General features: G+C 37.5%; 11 protein-coding genes. 3 read left to right on the forward strand and 8 right to left on the reverse strand.

Annotated elements, in window-relative coordinates; genetic code table 11:
- Position 1: 1 nt before the first annotated feature.
- Positions 2-604, forward strand: coding sequence for a DUF2238 domain-containing protein (locus AEQSU_RS05370; RefSeq protein ID WP_014781841.1), 603 nt, complete (start codon positions 2-4; stop codon positions 602-604).
- A complete protein-coding gene (locus AEQSU_RS05375) occupies positions 592-1,059 on the forward strand; it encodes a CYTH domain-containing protein (RefSeq protein ID WP_014781842.1) in 468 nt (155 codons plus the stop codon). The genes AEQSU_RS05370 and AEQSU_RS05375 overlap by 13 nt, the downstream gene beginning before the upstream one ends.
- Positions 1,060-1,100: 41 nt before the next feature.
- Here the strand turns inward: AEQSU_RS05375 and AEQSU_RS05380 are convergent, their stop codons facing one another.
- The 7 genes from AEQSU_RS05380 to AEQSU_RS05410 all read right to left on the reverse strand — a co-directional run bounded on the left by AEQSU_RS05380 (position 1,101) and on the right by AEQSU_RS05410 (position 13,032).
- On the reverse strand, positions 1,101-1,829 hold the full coding sequence (locus AEQSU_RS05380; protein ID WP_014781843.1) for a copper homeostasis protein CutC: 729 nt from the start codon (positions 1,827-1,829) through the stop codon (positions 1,101-1,103).
- Entirely contained in the window at positions 1,826-4,111 is a 2,286-nt protein-coding gene (locus AEQSU_RS05385) for a family 20 glycosylhydrolase (RefSeq protein ID WP_014781844.1), read from the reverse strand. Before AEQSU_RS05385 ends, AEQSU_RS05380 begins: the two co-directional genes overlap by 4 nt.
- Before the next feature lie 2 nt (positions 4,112-4,113).
- Entirely contained in the window at positions 4,114-6,624 is a 2,511-nt protein-coding gene (locus AEQSU_RS05390; protein ID WP_014781845.1) for a beta-mannosidase, read from the reverse strand.
- A 118-nt stretch (positions 6,625-6,742) separates the two neighbouring features.
- The gene (locus tag AEQSU_RS05395) at positions 6,743-8,137 is read right to left on the reverse strand and encodes an efflux transporter outer membrane subunit (protein ID WP_042492328.1); all 1,395 of its coding nucleotides are present in this window, start codon (positions 8,135-8,137) and stop codon (positions 6,743-6,745) included.
- A gap of 40 nt (positions 8,138-8,177) precedes the next feature.
- Positions 8,178-11,375 carry an efflux RND transporter permease subunit gene (locus AEQSU_RS05400; protein ID WP_014781847.1) on the reverse strand — a complete coding sequence of 1,066 codons (3,198 nt, stop codon included), beginning with the start codon at positions 11,373-11,375 and terminating at the stop codon, positions 8,178-8,180.
- Between the two features lie 20 nt (positions 11,376-11,395).
- Complete coding sequence (locus AEQSU_RS05405) at positions 11,396-12,532, reverse strand: efflux RND transporter periplasmic adaptor subunit (RefSeq protein WP_014781848.1); 1,137 nt, start codon at positions 12,530-12,532, stop codon at positions 11,396-11,398.
- 11 nt (positions 12,533-12,543) lie between these two features.
- Positions 12,544-13,032, reverse strand: a complete 489-nt coding sequence (locus tag AEQSU_RS05410) for a GbsR/MarR family transcriptional regulator (protein WP_014781849.1) — start codon at positions 13,030-13,032, stop codon at positions 12,544-12,546.
- A gap of 330 nt (positions 13,033-13,362) precedes the next feature.
- Between AEQSU_RS05410 and AEQSU_RS05415 the strand changes: the two genes are divergently transcribed.
- Positions 13,363-14,892, forward strand: a complete 1,530-nt coding sequence (locus AEQSU_RS05415) for a T9SS type A sorting domain-containing protein (protein WP_014781850.1) — start codon at positions 13,363-13,365, stop codon at positions 14,890-14,892.
- Between the two features lie 62 nt (positions 14,893-14,954).
- On the opposite strand, the gene pbpC is transcribed toward AEQSU_RS05415, so the two are convergent.
- A complete protein-coding gene (gene pbpC, locus AEQSU_RS05420) occupies positions 14,955-17,273 on the reverse strand; it encodes a penicillin-binding protein 1C (protein WP_014781851.1) in 2,319 nt (772 codons plus the stop codon).
- Positions 17,274-17,316 lie beyond the last annotated feature (43 nt).

The following is a 17,316-nucleotide window of genomic DNA, read 5'->3' on the forward strand; positions in this document are numbered from 1 at the left end:
TATGAAGTTCATTTACCTTCTTCTAGCATTGCTCGGCGCGCTTTTTATATGGTCTGCCATAAATCCCAAAGAATATTTTACTTGGGTTTTAGAGGTTTCGCCAGCTATTTTAGGGCTATTAGTTTTAATGTTTACCTTCCAAAAATTCAGGTTCACAAATTTATTATACCTCCTAATATTTTTTCACTGTGCCATTTTAATAATTGGCGGGCATTATACCTATGCGGAAGTCCCTCTCTTTGATTGGTTTCGTGATATTTTTAATCAATCCAGAAATAATTATGACAAGCTCGGTCATTTTGTACAGGGTTTTGTTCCCGCAATGATCGCACGCGAATTACTAATCCGTAAAGAAGTTATATTGAAAAAGGGTTGGCTACTCTTTATTATTGTCTGTATAGCTTTGGCAATAAGCGCCATCTACGAACTTATTGAATGGGCTGTTTCTATTTGGAGTGGCGAAGGCGGCGATTCGTTTTTAGGAACTCAAGGCTATATTTGGGATACCCAATCTGATATACTTTTCGCCTTCATCGGTGCCATTGTAGCATTGCTTACTTTATCAAAAATTCACGATAAACAACTTTCAAAATGCAAGAAATAGAACGTAAGTTTTTAGTCACTTCAGAAGCTTTTAAGAATGAAGCACACAAACGTACACTTATTGTGCAAGGGTTTTTGAACACCAATCCAGAACGTACCGTACGGATTCGGATTCAAGGAAATGATGGTTTTATAACTGTTAAAGGGAAATCAAACGCCTCTGGAATTTCCCGTTTTGAATGGGAAAAACAAATCTCTCTCGCCGAAGCGGAAGACCTGCTTCATCTCTGCGAACCGGGAATTATTGAAAAAACCCGTTATGAAATTTCTGCGGACAACCACACTTTTGAAGTTGATGATTTTATGGGTGAAAACGAAGGATTAATAGTTGCCGAAATTGAACTCGCTTCCGAAAATGAACCCTTTTCAAAACCTGAATGGCTCGGAAAAGAAGTTACGGGTAATGTAAAATATTACAATTCAAATTTGAGCAAAAATCCTTTTAAAAGGTGGTAAGCCCCCTAACCCTCAAAGGGGGAATTGACTATTCGTTCAAACTAAGCATTTAAAAGTTGAAGGATTCTCTTAATTTTTTCAATATCTGAAGTTGCTACAATTCCCTCTTCAAAAAAAGCATCGTTGTGCATGGAAACCATTGGTTTTTGCAGAAGCATTTGTTTTTTATTCGTTGCCGAAAAATGAATGCTTTTGAAATTAGCTTCTTTAAAATTTAAAGCATTTTCAACATTAATTCCGCCACCGGGCATTATTTCTATTTTTTCTTTTGAATTATTTTGAAGTTCTTTCAGCAGTGAAATTCCTTCAATTGCAGTTGGCTTTTGCCCTGAAGATAGCAATCGATTTACTTTTAAATCTATCAATTTTTGAAGTTCTTCGATTGGAATTTCAACCCAATCAAACGCACGATGAAAGGTAAATCCCATTCCTTCGGAAGCCTCTATTAACTGTTTAGTTTTTTGAAAATCAATACTATTTTCTAAAGTTAAAAACCCGCTTACAATTCCTACGCAGCCAATTTTTTTACAGAAAGCGATGTCTTTCAACATTACATCAAATTCATCATCGGAATAGGTGAAATTTCCACTTCGCGGACGGATTAAAACGAGGGTTGGAATGCTCAATTCTGAAATAACCTTTTCAATCAAACCGTGGCTTGGCGTGAGTCCGCCCACTGAAAGTTCAGTGCAAAGTTCTATTCGATTCGCTCCGGCAAGTTGCGCAGCTTTAGCGCTTTCGAAGCTATTGGCACAGATTTCAATTATCATTTTATAATTATTTCGTCGATAAATGTCCAAGCTTTATGGCCAGCACCTTGTAAACCGTCTGGAATCATTCCGTAGTTGGGGATTTTCAATTTTATAAATCTCGTTTTGAATGATTTGGTTTCCAATAAATCAACAATAACATCAATTTTATTACTGTCCTCAACTAATATTTCTTTTGAATAAGTAATCTCTTTCCCTTCCGAATTTTTACAAGAAACAGAAAGTTCCTTAGGAGAATAAATCCAAACTCCTGGAGAATTAAAGAATCTCGTTTCTAAAGAATGGATTTCTGTATCTTTTCCCAAATCAATAGTAATTTCCAAATCATCGCCCCAAAAACCCAACCACTCTTTATCGCCGTAGCGTTTGTTACTGCCAGAAATTCCATTAATCAAAGCTTCCTTTCCGCCAGCAGCATACGCTGGATTTGGCGGTATATTTATTGAAATTTCTGCAGTAATTCCTTTGTGATATTTTATTTCTTCGGAAAAATCACGACCTAATTTCTCATCTTCCTTAAATACATTTGCAGTAATTTTCGAATCTTTTTCAATTAAAATAGGTTTCGAATAAACTTGAATTTCAGAATTATTTATTGAGTAGTGAATTTGCTTTCCTTTTGTGGGTGTAGATAATTCGTAAAAAACTTGACCATTCTCTTTTAAAATCTCACCTTCAATTTCATACAAATAGTTGGCATAATTTATATCCAACGCATCCAAACGTTTCATAAAACCTTCTACTCTTGAAAAGAAATCTGGGTAATCTTTTTCGAAATTTTTTGACGGACCACTCCAATCTACCTCACTCATTGCAAGGATTCTTGGGAAAACCATGTATTCCACTTGTTTTTCCGTAGGGATGTATTCCGTCCATAAATTGCCTTGGGCTCCGAGAATATGTTTAGCCTGCTCTTGGTTTAATTCTGCCGGAATCGGATTAAAAGAATACACTTTTTTTAAAGGTAGAAAACCGCCAATAGCTGTAGGTTCATCCAAATTTTCACTTTGGTAATAATCAAAATAGCAGTGCGAAACTGGCGTCATAATTACATCGTGATTTTGTTTTGCGGCATCAATTCCACCTTGCAATCCACGCCACGACATTACCGTTGCATTTGGTGCGAGACCACCTTCTAAAATCTCGTCCCAACCTATTATTTTTTTGCCTTTGCTATTTACAAACTCTTCAATTCTATGGATGAAATAACTTTGCAAACCGTGTTCATCCACTAAGTTCTTATCTTGTATTAATTGTTGACAATGCGCACAATTCTTCCAGCGCAGTTTTAGAGCTTCATCGCCGCCAATATGAATATATTCGCCTGGAAAAAGCGGCATTACTTCACTTAAAACATTTTCTAAAAAAGTAAATGTTTCTTCTTTCGGACAGAAAATATCTTCAAAAACGCCCCAAGTTGTGGCAACTGGAATTTGCTCTCCAGTGCAACCCAATTCTGGGTAAGAATGAATCGCGGCTTGCGCGTGACCGGGCATTTCAATTTCGGGAATGATTGTAATATTTTGCGTTGCTGCGAAAGCAACAACTTCCTTTATCTCTTCCTGCGTATAAAATCCGCCATAGCGTTTGCCGTCATAAAGTTGTGGTTTGTCTTCATAATGGCCAATGAGCGTTTCTTCTCGAAATGCACCTTTTTTGGTGAGTTCGGGATATTTTTTAATTTCGATGCGCCAACCTTGATCGTCGGTAAGGTGCCAATGAAAACGATTCATTTTTAGCAATGCGAGATTGGCGATGTATTTTTTTACAAATTCCTTGTCGAAAAAATGTCGGGACACATCCAAATGCATTCCGCGATATTGAAATTTCGGGAAATCGGTAATCATCAATTGTGGCACTGTAAAAGATTGTTCTTTTGTTGAATCCTTTGCCTCAAGTTGCGGTGGAAGCAATTGCCGTAAAGTTTGAACCGCATAAAAAGCACCGCTCGCATCCGAAGCTTTTATCACAATTTTTGAATCTGAAATATCTAAAAAATAGCCTTCAGAAGGTTGTGAAGCATCGTTTTTAAAAATTATATCTGCTTTTTTTTCTGAAGCCTTTTTAAGTGAAAATCCAGCGCCATTCTGAAGAAAATCATTTAAAAAATTTCCTGCAATTTCGAATTCTGATTCAAAATAGATGGTTGTCTTTTTATCAATTGTGAACGTTCCAGTTTTCAATTCGATAGATTGCGGTTTTGGAATTAATTCCACTTCTGTGTTTTGTGAAAAAACGTTGATGCAATATAATGTGAGGATTACGGCTAAAATATTTCGCATAGTTATTTTATAAATTGATTCAAGGTTTTGAATTTCAAGTTTGGTGCGGTTTTGCTTTCTGTTGAAAAAAGAATCGTTTTAGATTCATTCGGCAAAAGATCGAAGTAATTATCTTCAAATCTTCCTTTTTCATTCGTCATTAAAAATACGTCTTTCTGAAGGGTTTTTGAAGTAAGTGTTATCAAAAATCCATCTGCCATCTTTTCGTTTTTGATTTTGATTTGGTCCCGATAGCTATCGAGATCGATTTCCCTCTTTTTAAGCTTCAACTTCTTCGGTTTTACAAAATAATGCAAATACTCACTTCCGCCGAAATTCACTTTTAGAATACAAAATGCTTTGTCAAAATTCAAGTTTTTTAAAGGAAGTGAAAAAAGTATTTCACTGCTGCCTTCGGGACTTTCAGCAACAATCTGTTTTTTAAAAATTACTTTTCCATCGAAATCCATCAATGTAATGGAAAGTGAATCCTTAATGGTTTTAAAAGTATCGTTTACCACAAATATTTTCAACGAATTGTTTTCCACTTCTGCAGAAATTAAAACATTTTCAAACGCTTTTTTAGCTTGATAATGTAATGCTTTCCAATTGCCCAAATAATCAATGCTGGACCACGAAATAGCTGGCCAGCAATCGTTGAGTTGCCAATAAAGCATTCCCATATTGTAAGGTTTTGCGCGGCGTTGGGCGTGGATTCCCAGAGTAATGCCACGGGCTTGCAGGAGTTGGCTCATATAAACATAATCTTCTGCATTTTGCGGAACGGGAAAGTCGCGTGCCATATAATCTTCAATAATTTGAAAGCCTCTAGCGTGTTTTTGATGGTTTGCAAAAAGTGGATCCTTCAATAAAACCGAATCTCTTTTTGTGGCATATTTTATAGTTTTAACATTCGGAAATGATTGAAACCCAAACTCGCTCATAAACCGCGGTACCTCTTCTGCAAAATGCTCAAACGGATATCCATCGTGCCAAACCCACCAATCGTGCGCGTCTCCTTCAAATTGATAGCGTTTGTCGCCACGTCCATATTTGGGGGAGCTTTCCCAATAAGTGATATTCGTACTTAAACTGTCCACTGCACGTGGTAAAATGTGGTTAAAAAGCGCATAATAACTTTTCCAAATTTCCTGTTTTTGGGTTTCAGTTTTATCGTCTTGCCAACCCCAACGTTGCCAACCTTCGTTGTTTTCGTTATTGCCGCACCAAAGTGCAATGCTTGGATGGTTTCGCAAACGTTTTATATTTTCGATAGCTTCTTGCTTTGCATTTTCTAAAAATGCTGCATCGCCCGGATACATAGCGCAGGCGAACATAAAATCTTGCCAAACTAGGATTCCTTTTGCGTCGCAAAGCTGGTAAAAAAAGTTGTCTTCATAAATGCCGCCGCCCCAAACGCGGAGCATATTCATATTTGCGGCAACGGCATCATCAATTAGGGTTTCATATTTTTCTTGGTTTATTTTTGTATCCAACATTTGCTGTGGCACGTAATTGGCGCCTTTCATATAAACGGGTTTTCCATTCAATTTGAAGTAAAAACTTTCGCCAATTGAATCTTTTTCGGTGATTAATTCAATAGAACGAATTCCGAGTTTTTTTGAATAGGTTTCTAAAACGCTATTGTTGTGAATTAGTTCAATTTGAATATCATATAAAAAAGGTTCGCCTAAATTATGCGTCCACCAAAGTTTAGGGTTTTTAACAGTAAAAGGTATTTGATATTCGCTTTCACCTGCTTTGGTTTTAAAGGTTGATGTAAATGTTTCGGATGTATTTTTATTTGTAATTTGAAGAGTTATTTCCTCTTCGTTTACGGTTTCAATTTCAAACTTTGCAACAATTTCAGCAAGTGAATCTGAAATGGATTTTGTTACAAGAAAAATGTCTTTTAATCGGGCAACATCATAACTCATTAACGAAACATTTCGCCAAATACCGATTGTTTTTATAGTTGGTGCCCAATCCCAACCATATTGATATTGTGGTTTTCGGGTGAAAACTCGATCGCCGCCTGGTAGTTCATAATCTAACTTTCCTGATTCACTTTTTTCGATGGAATCGGGGCTTTTGAAAATAACTAACAATTCATTTTCGGCTTTTAATGCATCGCTCACGTCAACTTCCCAACTTCGGAAGGCATTGTTTGCAGAAAGAATTAAACTGTCATTTAGAAAAACTTCGGCGTAAGTATCTAATCCTTCAAAATTAAGGAAATGTTTTGTACGTTTTAAGGTTTCTTCGGAAATAGAAAATTGCTTTTTATACTCCCAGTTTTTAGTTGAAACCCATTGAATGGAATCTTCGTTATTCTTCAAAAATGGATCTGGAATTTCGCCCAACCTCAGCAAATCTTCTTGCACGGTTCCAGGGACTTCGGCTGTTTGCCAATTCTGGTTTTCGGTTTCTGAAAATTGCCAGTTTCCGTTTAAGGAAATAAAGCTATTCGGTGATTCTTCACATGAAAAAAATAGGCCTAATAAAAGTAGAAATAGAAAAGACAGCTTTTTCATATTACGAATGTATGAAATATGTTTTCTTCAGCTTCGAAAGGTATAAATATAAAAAAACTGCCCCAGCAAATAAGCCAAGGCAGTCAATCAACCAACTAATTAACCAAATGAAAAAAGTTTATCTCCAGCCGCCACCAAGGGCTTCGTATAAATCTACGATTGCTTGTAGGCGATTATTTTTTGCGTTTATTAAATTTAAGCTAGAATTAAGCGCGTTTTCTTGCGCATTCAAGACCTCCAAATAGTTTGCAAGACCATTATCCAAAAGCTGTTCGGAATATTCTGTTGCCAAACTGTAGGCCTGGTATTCTTTGTTTTTCACTTCAATTTTTTCAGTTGCAGCTTCATAACTATACATTGCATCCGAAACTTCTTTGCTTGCAGTAATTATAGACAATCTAAAATCTAAATATGACTGTTCTTGTCTTGCTTGATTCACTTCGTATTGCGTTCGAATTTGACGCTTGTTGAAAATTGGCTGCGTTAAACCTCCAATAATCGTTGCAAATAGCGAATTCGCACTAAAAAGTTTATCGATTTGAATATTTTGAAAACCTCCCGTTGCAGATAGCGTTAACGACGGATAGAAGTTAGCGCGAGCTGCGTTTGTTAGTTCGAAAGCGTTCATTAAACTGAATTCCGCAGCCATAACGTCTGGTCGGTTTCTTAGTAATTGTGCTGGAATTCCAGTATTTAAAGGAATTTCTATGCTTTGATTCTCTAAACTTCCGCGAGTAATTTGTTGCGGAGCGCTTCCCAACAAAATGGACATTGTGTTTTCCAACAAACGTGCCTGGTTTTTTAAATCGATTAAAATTCCTTGAGCCGTGTACAACTGGGCTTCCGTTTGTTTTACGCCAACTTCGGTAACATTTCCAGCTTCTTTTAGAGCTTGGGTAGTTTCCAAACCTTTGGAACGTGTTTCGATAGTTTCATTTGTAACCTGAATCTGTTCATCCAAAGCCAACAATTGATAATAAACTGAAGCAATATTGGCAATCAACGCACTTTTTACGGCTTGATGCGCCGCAACACTTTGAAGGTATGTGGCTTGAAAAGCTCGCTCATTACTGCGAATTTTGCCCCAGATATCTGCTTCCCAAGATAAACCAGCGCTCAATTCATATTGATTAATGGAAGACAAATTGCCAAACTGATTATTGGCTGGCAATTCTTGATGGGTAGCTCTTGCATTTCCGTTTAAAGATGGAAAATATCCTGCTTTGCCTTGTTTTACATAGGCTTCGGCTATATTAATTTGCTGAAGCGCCACACGAATGTCCATGTTATTTTTCAGTCCTTCTTCAATATAATTTTGAAGTGTTGGGTCTGTAAACAACTCTTTCCACGAAAGTGTAGCAATCGTCAAAGTGTCCTGCGGAAGATTTTCCGTTCTATAATTTGCTTCGTTTACAACTTGTGGACGTTTATAATCTTTTGCTGCAAAGCAAGACACAAGTAAAAACGGAATACTAACTACCAACAATAATGAAAAAATTCTATTTGTTTTCATCTGTTTTATTTCAGTGTTTTTTAGGGATGAATTTATTTGATTATTCATTGTTTTCAGTATTATCAATTAGTTTATCGCCTGTTTCAATAACCATAAGTTCTTCAGAAACTTCTTCATCGTTTGTAGGCGCACCTGTAATTTTTTCCTGTAACCATTGGAAAAGGATAAACAAAATAGGGATTACAAAAACTCCTAAAATTGTTCCCACAAACAGTCCACCAACGGCTCCCGTACCGATGGAACGGTTTCCTGCTGCGCCAACACCACTGGAAAGCACCAAAGGCATCAATCCAAAAATAAAGGCGAAAGAAGTCATCAAGATTGGACGTAACCTTGCTTCGGCTCCGTCAATGGCTGCATCAACTATTGACTCGCCTTGTTTTCTTCGCTGTACGGCAAATTCTACAATAAGAATTGCGTTTTTCGCCAAGAGCCCGATGAGCATTATCAGAGCTATCTGGAAATAAATATTATTTTGAAGCCCTGTTAGTTGCGTTGTAATATATGCTCCGAAAACTCCGACGGGTAAGGATAGTAAGACAGAAAATGGCAATAAATAACTTTCATACTGCGCCGCAAGTAAAAAGTAAACGAACACCAACGAGAGTATAAAAATCGTTGTGGTTTGGTTTCCTGCGTTTTTTTCTTCCAAAGTCAAGCCAGAATAGGCAATGTCAAAATTACTCGGGAGACTTTGTTTTACTTCTTCAACCGCATTAATAACATCACCAGTACTGTAACCAGGAGCAGTAGCAGCGGTAACTTTGGTAGAATTAAAGAGGTTGAAACGGGTAACCGATTGCGGCCCATAAACCCTTTTCAAGGTAACGAATTGCGTGATTGGTGTCATTTCGCCACTTGCAGTGCGCACATAAATACTGTTCAAATCACTTTCTGTGGCTCTATCTTCTGGTAATGCTTGCACATATACACGATATTGTTTTCCGAAGCGGGAAAAATCTGCTGCGAAAATACTTCCTATATATCCTTGAAGCGTTGTAAAAATAGTTTGAACTGAAACTCCAACTTCTTTTGCCAATGGTACATTCAGCGTCATTTCGTATTGCGGATAGCGCGTGTTGAAAGACGATTGTGCATATTGAATTTCGGGCCTTTCGGTTAACTTCGCTAAAAATTCTTGATTGGTTTTATCTAAATTTGTAAAGCTTCCGCCGGAACGATCTAATAAGTTTAGCTCTGCACCAGCCGAGTTTCCAAAACCGGGAATACTTGGCGGCGAGAAGAAAATAATCTGGGCTTCTGGAATTTGCGCTGCAATTCCGAATAATTGACCCGTAATAGATTGTACCGAAAGTGAATCTGCTTTACGATCGCCCCAATCATCTAATCTTATAAATCCAAGACCGTAGTTACTACCTGCACCACTAATCAAACTTCGTCCATCAATAACTGAAACACCTTGTACTCCAGGAAGGTTTTTGATTTTAGAATATAGAATTTGGTTTACTTCGTGAGTTCTATCTATGGAAGAACCCGCTGGAAGTTCCATGTTCATAAAGACAATTCCACGGTCTTCATCTGGTACAAAACCTGTTTTAAGTGTTGAAGATGACCACCAAATTCCGCCAACTGCTAAAAGCAAGATGAAACCTGTAACCCATTTATTTTTATAGAGAAAATGAACTGATCTTCCGTAACGATCTACAGTTGCTTTAAACCCTCTGTTGAAACCGTTGAAAAATTTCTGAACAAATCCAGGTTTGTTGCTATTCTGCTTTTCGTCGTGACCTTTCAAAAATAAGGCACATAAAGCAGGTGTTAGCGTTAAAGCGTTTACTGCGGAAATAATAATTGCAACAATAAGCGTAACTCCAAATTGCTCATAAAATACTCCCGTTGGACCTTTAATAAAAGTTACAGGAATAAACACGGCAGACATTACCAAGGTTATAGAAATAATAGCGCCCGAAATTTCGTTCATCGCTTTTAAGGAAGCCTTTTTAGCACTTTTTTCACCTTCATCAATCTTTGAATGGACCGCCTCGACGACGACAATTGCATCATCCACTACAATACCAATGGCAAGAACCAATGCGAAAAGCGTAAGTAAGTTTATGGAATATCCGAATAAATTCAGAAAGAAAAATGTTCCAATAATCGAAACCGGAACCGCAATTGCCGGAATTAACGTAGAACGGAAATCCTGCAAAAAGATAAATACAACCAAGAAAACCAAAAGGAAAGCTTCAACCAAAGTTGTTACTACCTTTTCTATAGAAGCATTTAAGAAATTGTTGGTGTCGTAAGGAATATAATAGGTTATCCCTTCTGGCAAGTCGCGTTCTACTTTTGCAAGTTCAATTTTTACGGCGTCAATAATTTCTTGAGCGTTGGATCCTTTCGTCTGGAAAATTCCCATGTTTACCGCAGGAAACCCGTTGGTAACAGATCCGCCGGCGTATGATTGCGAACCAAGTTCAATCTTGGCTACATCGCTCAATTTTAGAAATTCACCATTTCCTAAAGCCTTTATTACAATATCACTGTATTGTTCTTCGGTTTTATAACGTCCAGCATATTTTATGGTGTAAGAGAATGCTTCTCCATTATTTTCACCCAATGCACCTGCCGCTGCTTCCAAACTTTGTTCTCTTAATGCTGCCACAACATCGGACGGCATTAAACTATATGCAGCAAGTTTTTGTGGATTTAGCCATATTCGCATAGAATAATCCTTTCCACCGAAAACGCTTACATCACCCACACCATTTACCCTTTGCAGTTCAGGAATAACGTTTATTTTTAAATAATTCTGAAGATAGGTATCGTCGTAATCCTTGTTTTCACTGTAAAACGAAAGGAACATCAAAGCAGAGGTTTGCTGTTTTGAAGTAGTAACTCCAGTTTGAATAACTGCTTGCGGCAATTGTGAATTTGCTCGTGCCACACGGTTTTGAACGTTTACGGCAGCAATATCTGGATCTACATCTTGATCAAAGAATACGCTTATGGAAGCCGTTCCGTTATTGGTTGCTGTGGATGATAAATAGGTCATCCCTTCCACACCGTTTATTTGTTCTTCCAGCGGAATTATAACGCTTTCAAGTATGGTTTCCGCATTAGCACCAGGATAGGTTGCGCTAACTTGAATTGTTGGCGGAGCAATATCTGGATACTGCGTAATTGGTAAACTTGAAAGTCCCAAAACCCCAAGTATTACTATAATTATCGAGATAACCGTAGAAAGTACGGGTCTGTCTATAAATGTTTTTAACATGGTTTGCTTTTCTTAAACGATTATCTGAAAACTTTTTCAATAGGTTTGGCAATACTGTCGAAAGGCATTTCCTTTGGATTTATTTTGGTATTACCGCGTAGTTTGTTGGCGCCTTTGGCTACGATTTTATCACCTTTTTGCAAGCCAGAAGCTATAACGTAAAGATTTCCTACTTCGGCTGTCTTTTCAATTTTGGTTGAGGTTGCCATTCCATCTTCTCCTACTTTATAAACATAGAAACTTCCTTGCTGCTCATAAGTTGCTTCTTGCGGAACAACCACCGCATCCGCATAAACTTTCGGAAGCTTGATTTTCCCGCTGTTACCATTTGTTAAAAGTCGTGATGGATTGTCAAAAACAGCTCTAAAAGAAATAGAACCAGTATTGGAATTTACTTGCGAGTTAATGGTTTCTATAGTTCCTTCTTGATCATAAAGACTTCCGTTTGCCAATATTAATTGCACTTTTGGAAGTTTTTTAATTTTTTCGGCTACATCTTTTCCTTCTGCATTCTGCATAAAGTCTAAGTACTCTTTTTCATTCATTGAAAAATAGGCATATACTTTACTAATATCTGCAACGGTCGTCATTGGTATTTGTGACGATGGACTCACCAAAGCGCCTTTCCGAAGATTAATAGAACCCACATAGCCATCAACCGGACTTTTAATATTTCCGTAATCTATGTTTGCCGCAATACTATTGTATCCACTTTTTGCCTGCTGAAGTTTTGCTTTAGCAGTTTCAAGTTGTACGTTGCTGATAATATTTTTTTCAACTAAAGGCTTCAGTTTATCAACCTCAACTTGTGCGGCATTAACGTTTGCTCTGGCCGCTGCAGCATCTTGGCTTAAGGTTTGGGTTTCCAATCTAAATAGCGTTTGACCCTTTCTTACTTTTTGGCCTTCATCTACCAAAACATCGGTTATATATCCTGAAATTTTTGCGTTTACCTGACTATTCACAATCCCTTCAATACTCGCTGGAAAGGTTGAAAACGCGGTAACTGTTCTTGTTGGAATTTCCACCACTGGCAAAGTTGGAGCCTGCGGTGCACCTTGCGCTTGTTGGGCGTTTTTATCGTTCCCACATGAGGAAAACATTAGAAGAAGTCCTAATGCTATAGGAAGCGCAGTGATTAAATTTTTATTTTTCATTGTTGATTTAATTAGTCGTTTTTATTTTTTTCAGTAAGTCTTTTTTTAAGCTTTTCAATAGATAGGCTCGCTTGATCTAGAAACTCTAAATATTCTGTGTGAAACTCCAAATCAAAGTGTTGCTCGGAATTCTTTGGAAGCGTTTCATTAATTTCCTTTTTATAATCCATTATTTCAACGTGTAGCTCTCGTTCGCATTTCCAGTTTTTCACCATTTCTGCCATTGATTGAATCATAGCATCTGGAACTAGTGTAAAATATTTTTTACGATCGCCAGATTTGGTGTGATAGGTAATCCGATTTGCAGCCTGAAGCGTAGTTAAATGACTAGAAATGGTGCTTTTGCTGGCAGATAATTCAAGTACTAACGCGTCAAACGTAATACCTTGTTTCCCTGTTAATATTAAGGTAGAAAGAATTCGTGCAGCCAAAGGAGCAAGATGCTCCTTGTTCTCAAAGTAAACTCCCAGCTTTTCTATTAATTTTTTTCGCTTAGTCAAAATATAAGTTTCATTAAATTATCAAGGCACAAAGGTACGTTTAGTTCGCTATTATCCGAACCAATCGTATAATAAAAAATTGTTAAAATTAGAAAGTGAATATTTTTGACGCAAAATTTATCAAAAGCAATAGAAAAGATATCATAATTGAAATAAAATTGATAATACCGCAAATTTTATTACGAAAACTAACATATAAAACAGCATAGAATATAAATTCCGATACTGAATAGTTTTTGAATTCTTGAATTCGGAAGCCTAAACAGGCTCTTAAACTTCTAATATCTATTTAAAGCTATATCTTCGGCGAAAATTTAAACAAAATACAATATGATGATTAACAAACTCTACACTTTATTATTAGTACTAGTATCCGTGATGGCTACCCAAGCTCAATCCGGAATTTTGGACACTTCCTTTGGAACCAACGGAATTGTAACCACTCAAGTTTCTTCAACCTACAATTTCGGAATGGCCACAACGGTTCAGCCCGATGGAAAAATAATTATTGCTGGTTATGCAGGGACACCTGCAACCTATAAGGCAACAGTTATCCGTTACAACACGGATGGAACTTTAGACCCTACTTTTGGTAACGCAGGAACACTTACTATCCCAGTTGGATCTGCTAAATCTTACGCAACAGATGTTGCACTTCAAAATGACGGAAAGATTGTTATTGGAGCTAGGACATATGATAATGTTTCTGGTGATTTTGCTTTAATAAGACTTAATGCCGATGGCTCTTTAGACAACTCTTTTGGAACAAACGGAATAGTGATTGCCAGTTCTGGAGGAAGTGATGTTTCCTCGTCTTTATTAATAGCAGACGACGGGAAGATATTATTGGCTGGAGATTCTGACAGTACTTTTTCAGTTGCAAAATTCAATACTGATGGAACATTCGATACAAGCTTTGGAACAAATGAATGGTCCATTATCAACTTTGATGGCTCTTCGAGCTATACTCAGGACATTGCTTTTCAAAATGATGGCAAGATTGTTATGGCCGGATTTGCAATAAATTCAGTAGGTAGATATCAAATGGCCGCTGCACGAATTAATGCAGATGGAACTATAGATAACAGTTTCGGGAATAGTGGAAAAGTATTTTTTAACATTGGTATTGACCAAGATTTTGCGACAGCGCTAGCTATTCAGTCTGATGGAAAAATTGTATTAGGCGGACACACCTACATTACGAGTAACCCAAGACTTAGTTATGATTTTGCAGTGGTAAGATTGAACAGCGATGGAAATTTTGATACTACTTATGGAACCAATGGCGTGGCGACTGCCCAAATTGTAGATGAAGCCAATTATACCAACGGTATGATTATACAGGCGGATGACAAAGTAATCCTGGCAGGCCGAACAGTAAAGCTATTCGATTACGACCTTGCAATGGTTCGTTTTAATACCGATGGTGAGCTAGATACTACTTTTGGAATTGATGGAAAAGTGAGTACAGATGTAGATGGAAGAGAAGATCACGGTTATGCAATTGCACTACAACCCGACAATAAAATTATCCTAACAGGGTACTCTTATCCAGCAGGAGCAAATGATTCTGCAATAGTTGTTGCAAGATATACCAATGAAACTTTAGGCATTCAGGATAATCAAAATTTGGAGTTCCGTCTTCACCCAAACCCAGCAAAAGAGCAAATTACAATAGAATTGAGTGATGCTTCCTCAAACTATCAAGTTGAAATATTTGATATCTTAGGCAAAAGAATTTATACTTCAGAAATTCAAAGAGTAGGTCAGATTGATGTTTCAGCTTTAACATCTGGAACGTATTTGGTAAAGCTTAATTCTGAAAATAAATCAAGCGTTGTTCGATTTGTGAAGCAATAATTAATTCCGAACATAAAATCTCTAAGAGGCTATCTGCAAAAGGTAGCCTCTTTTTTTAATAATTATTGAAGCGTTTCAATCTCAATTTTCTCTTTCAGTTCATTCCCCTCACTATCCACAACTGTCAAAATATAACTTCCGGGTTTCGGCGAAACCGCCAACTCATGAAAGGTTTCTGTCTTCCCAATATATTTTGAATCCAAATACCAATACACTGTGTTTTCGGGCGAACGATGCGCAAGTTTAAAAATTACTTCGTTTACATTTTCATCAAAGTTCTTTGGAAGTAAAACCGTTTCGTTTCTCTTCGGATAAATAAAAGCCATCAACTTTTCGCCATCCTGCAAACAACTTGGCGCAAAAGAGGGCAACGGTTTGTATTCTGGATGAAGTGAAGCATAATAATATTCCATAACCGGCGGCAAAACAAACCAGTTTTTCTGAACCATTTCTGAAAGTGGATAACACGAAGAATTAACCTGATAATTCTCCGAAGCATTTAAGAATATGGTTTGATGATATGGGCAAGCATCAGTTCTCGACCCGTTTTTTGGAATCCATTCCATTTTGGTTTCTTCACAAAAAAGTCCAGCTAAATGGCCACTTTTCGCACAAACCTCAACCTCAACCAATTCATCATAGGGAATTTTGAACCACCTCCCGATAGCTATCGGGATTGACAAAACATTTAAGACGTCAAATAAAACGGGAGCGGCGGCTTGAAGCCCTGTTAATCCGGGACGACCTTCGCCATCGGCATTTCCCACCCAAATTCCTATTGCATATTTTGGTGTAACTCCAACGGCCCACGCATCCTTAAAACCGTAACTCGTTCCTGTTTTCCACGCAAGGGGTTGACTGCTTGTGAAAAACTCCCAGTTTTCCTCGCCGCTCGGACGGTTTACTTTTTCCATCGCTTCAAAAGCTTCGTAAATGGCTCCCGCATTCCAAACGGAAGGTTTTTGTTGAATTTCTCCAAAGTCAATTTCATCGTGATTTTTTACATAAACTGGTTCTACAAATTCATTTTTTCTGTATTCGCTAGAAGAATTGTTAAAGAAATTTAAAGTAGAAGCCATACCTGCATACGCTTTTGTAATATCCCACAAACTGCTTTCCGCGCCTCCGAGAATTAAGGAAAGACCGTAATAATCTGCGGGTTTATTAATAGCTTTCTGATTCATTTTCCCAAGAATATTGTAAAATCGCTGAAACCCAAAATCGCGCAACATTCGCACCGCTGGAATATTTAGTGAACGAGAAAGTGCAACACTTGCTGGAACTGCGCCATTGAATTTTTTATCGAAATTTTCAGGAGTGTAACCATTTACTGTTGTTGGAATATCCGCAACTAATGTATTCGGAAGAATTTCGCCAGCATCCAAAAGTGAAGTGAACAAAAATGGTTTCAGAATACTTCCTGTGCTTCTATATTTTTCAATAACATCTACATAATTATTATGCTCACGGGTTGTTGGCGAGTTGCCCACATACGCTAAAACTTCGCGGGTATTTACGTCTAAAACCAAAACCGAGAGATTGTGAATTTGGTTTTGCGCCAAGATATAGTGGTGCTCTTTCACGATGTTATTCACTTTTTGTTGAAGCGAAAAATCAATCGTAGTTTCAATTCGTTGCCCAGAATGTTCTTTTCTGATTTTTTCAGTTAAATGCGGAGAAAATTCTGGCAATGGCAATGGTTTTCCAGGTAGATTTTCGTCTAAAGCCAATTGATACGTAGTTTCATCAATCACTTTATTATTGAAAAGCTTCAGCAATAATGCATCTCTTTTTTTCTTTAGAATTGCTTCGTTCTTGCCAGGGAAAATTAATGATGGGGCATTTGGAAGCACCGCCAAAGCAGCCGATTGCCCCCAACTCAATTCGCTCGCTGGAATCCCAAAATAGCGCCAAGAAGCAGTTTCCAAGCCAACTACATTTCCACCGAAAGGCGCGTAGGAAGCATATAAATTTAAAATAGATTTTTTCTTAAAACCAGCTTCCAAACGTGTTGCTTGAAAAATTTCAATCACTTTTTCGAAATAGGTTCGACCTTTATTATCTCGGGAAAGCCGAATTACTTGTTGGGTAATCGTACTTCCACCGCGACGGGAATCGCTTGTAAGATTGTTCCAAAGAGCTTTTGAAATCGAAACTGGATTAAAACCAGGATGCCAATAAAAATGCTCGTCTTCAAAATAGAGAATGCATTTCTCAAAACGTTCTGGCACCGAATCCATTTGTGGGAATCGCCATTGGCCGTCATCCGCAATCCTTGCGCCCAGCATTTGTCCGCTGCTGCTTTCTGCAACTGTTGCGGTTGGTACATTGAATAATGGAGAAGGTAAACAGAATAGCCAAACTAGAAATAGAATCAGCAAAACACTAAATTTTATTTTGTGTTTACTGATCCTATTTATTATT

The organism is Aequorivita sublithincola DSM 14238 (assembly GCF_000265385.1).
Classification (GTDB): domain Bacteria; phylum Bacteroidota; class Bacteroidia; order Flavobacteriales; family Flavobacteriaceae; genus Aequorivita; species Aequorivita sublithincola.

Bases quoted from the DNA above. Each gene is read 5' to 3' on its own strand.
- AEQSU_RS05370 (WP_014781841.1), top strand. From the start codon at position 2: ATGAAGTTCATTTACCTTCTTCTAGCATTGCTCGGCGCGCTTTTTATA.
- AEQSU_RS05375 (WP_014781842.1), top strand. From the start codon at position 592: ATGCAAGAAATAGAACGTAAGTTTTTAGTCACTTCAGAAGCTTTTAAG.
- AEQSU_RS05380 (WP_014781843.1), bottom strand. From the start codon at position 1,829: ATGATAATTGAAATCTGTGCCAATAGCTTCGAAAGCGCTAAAGCTGCG.
- AEQSU_RS05385 (WP_014781844.1), bottom strand. From the start codon at position 4,111: ATGCGAAATATTTTAGCCGTAATCCTCACATTATATTGCATCAACGTT.
- AEQSU_RS05390 (WP_014781845.1), bottom strand. From the start codon at position 6,624: ATGAAAAAGCTGTCTTTTCTATTTCTACTTTTATTAGGCCTATTTTTT.
- AEQSU_RS05395 (WP_042492328.1), bottom strand. From the start codon at position 8,137: ATGAAAACAAATAGAATTTTTTCATTATTGTTGGTAGTTAGTATTCCG.
- AEQSU_RS05400 (WP_014781847.1), bottom strand. From the start codon at position 11,375: ATGTTAAAAACATTTATAGACAGACCCGTACTTTCTACGGTTATCTCG.
- AEQSU_RS05405 (WP_014781848.1), bottom strand. From the start codon at position 12,532: ATGAAAAATAAAAATTTAATCACTGCGCTTCCTATAGCATTAGGACTT.
- AEQSU_RS05415 (WP_014781850.1), top strand. From the start codon at position 13,363: ATGATGATTAACAAACTCTACACTTTATTATTAGTACTAGTATCCGTG.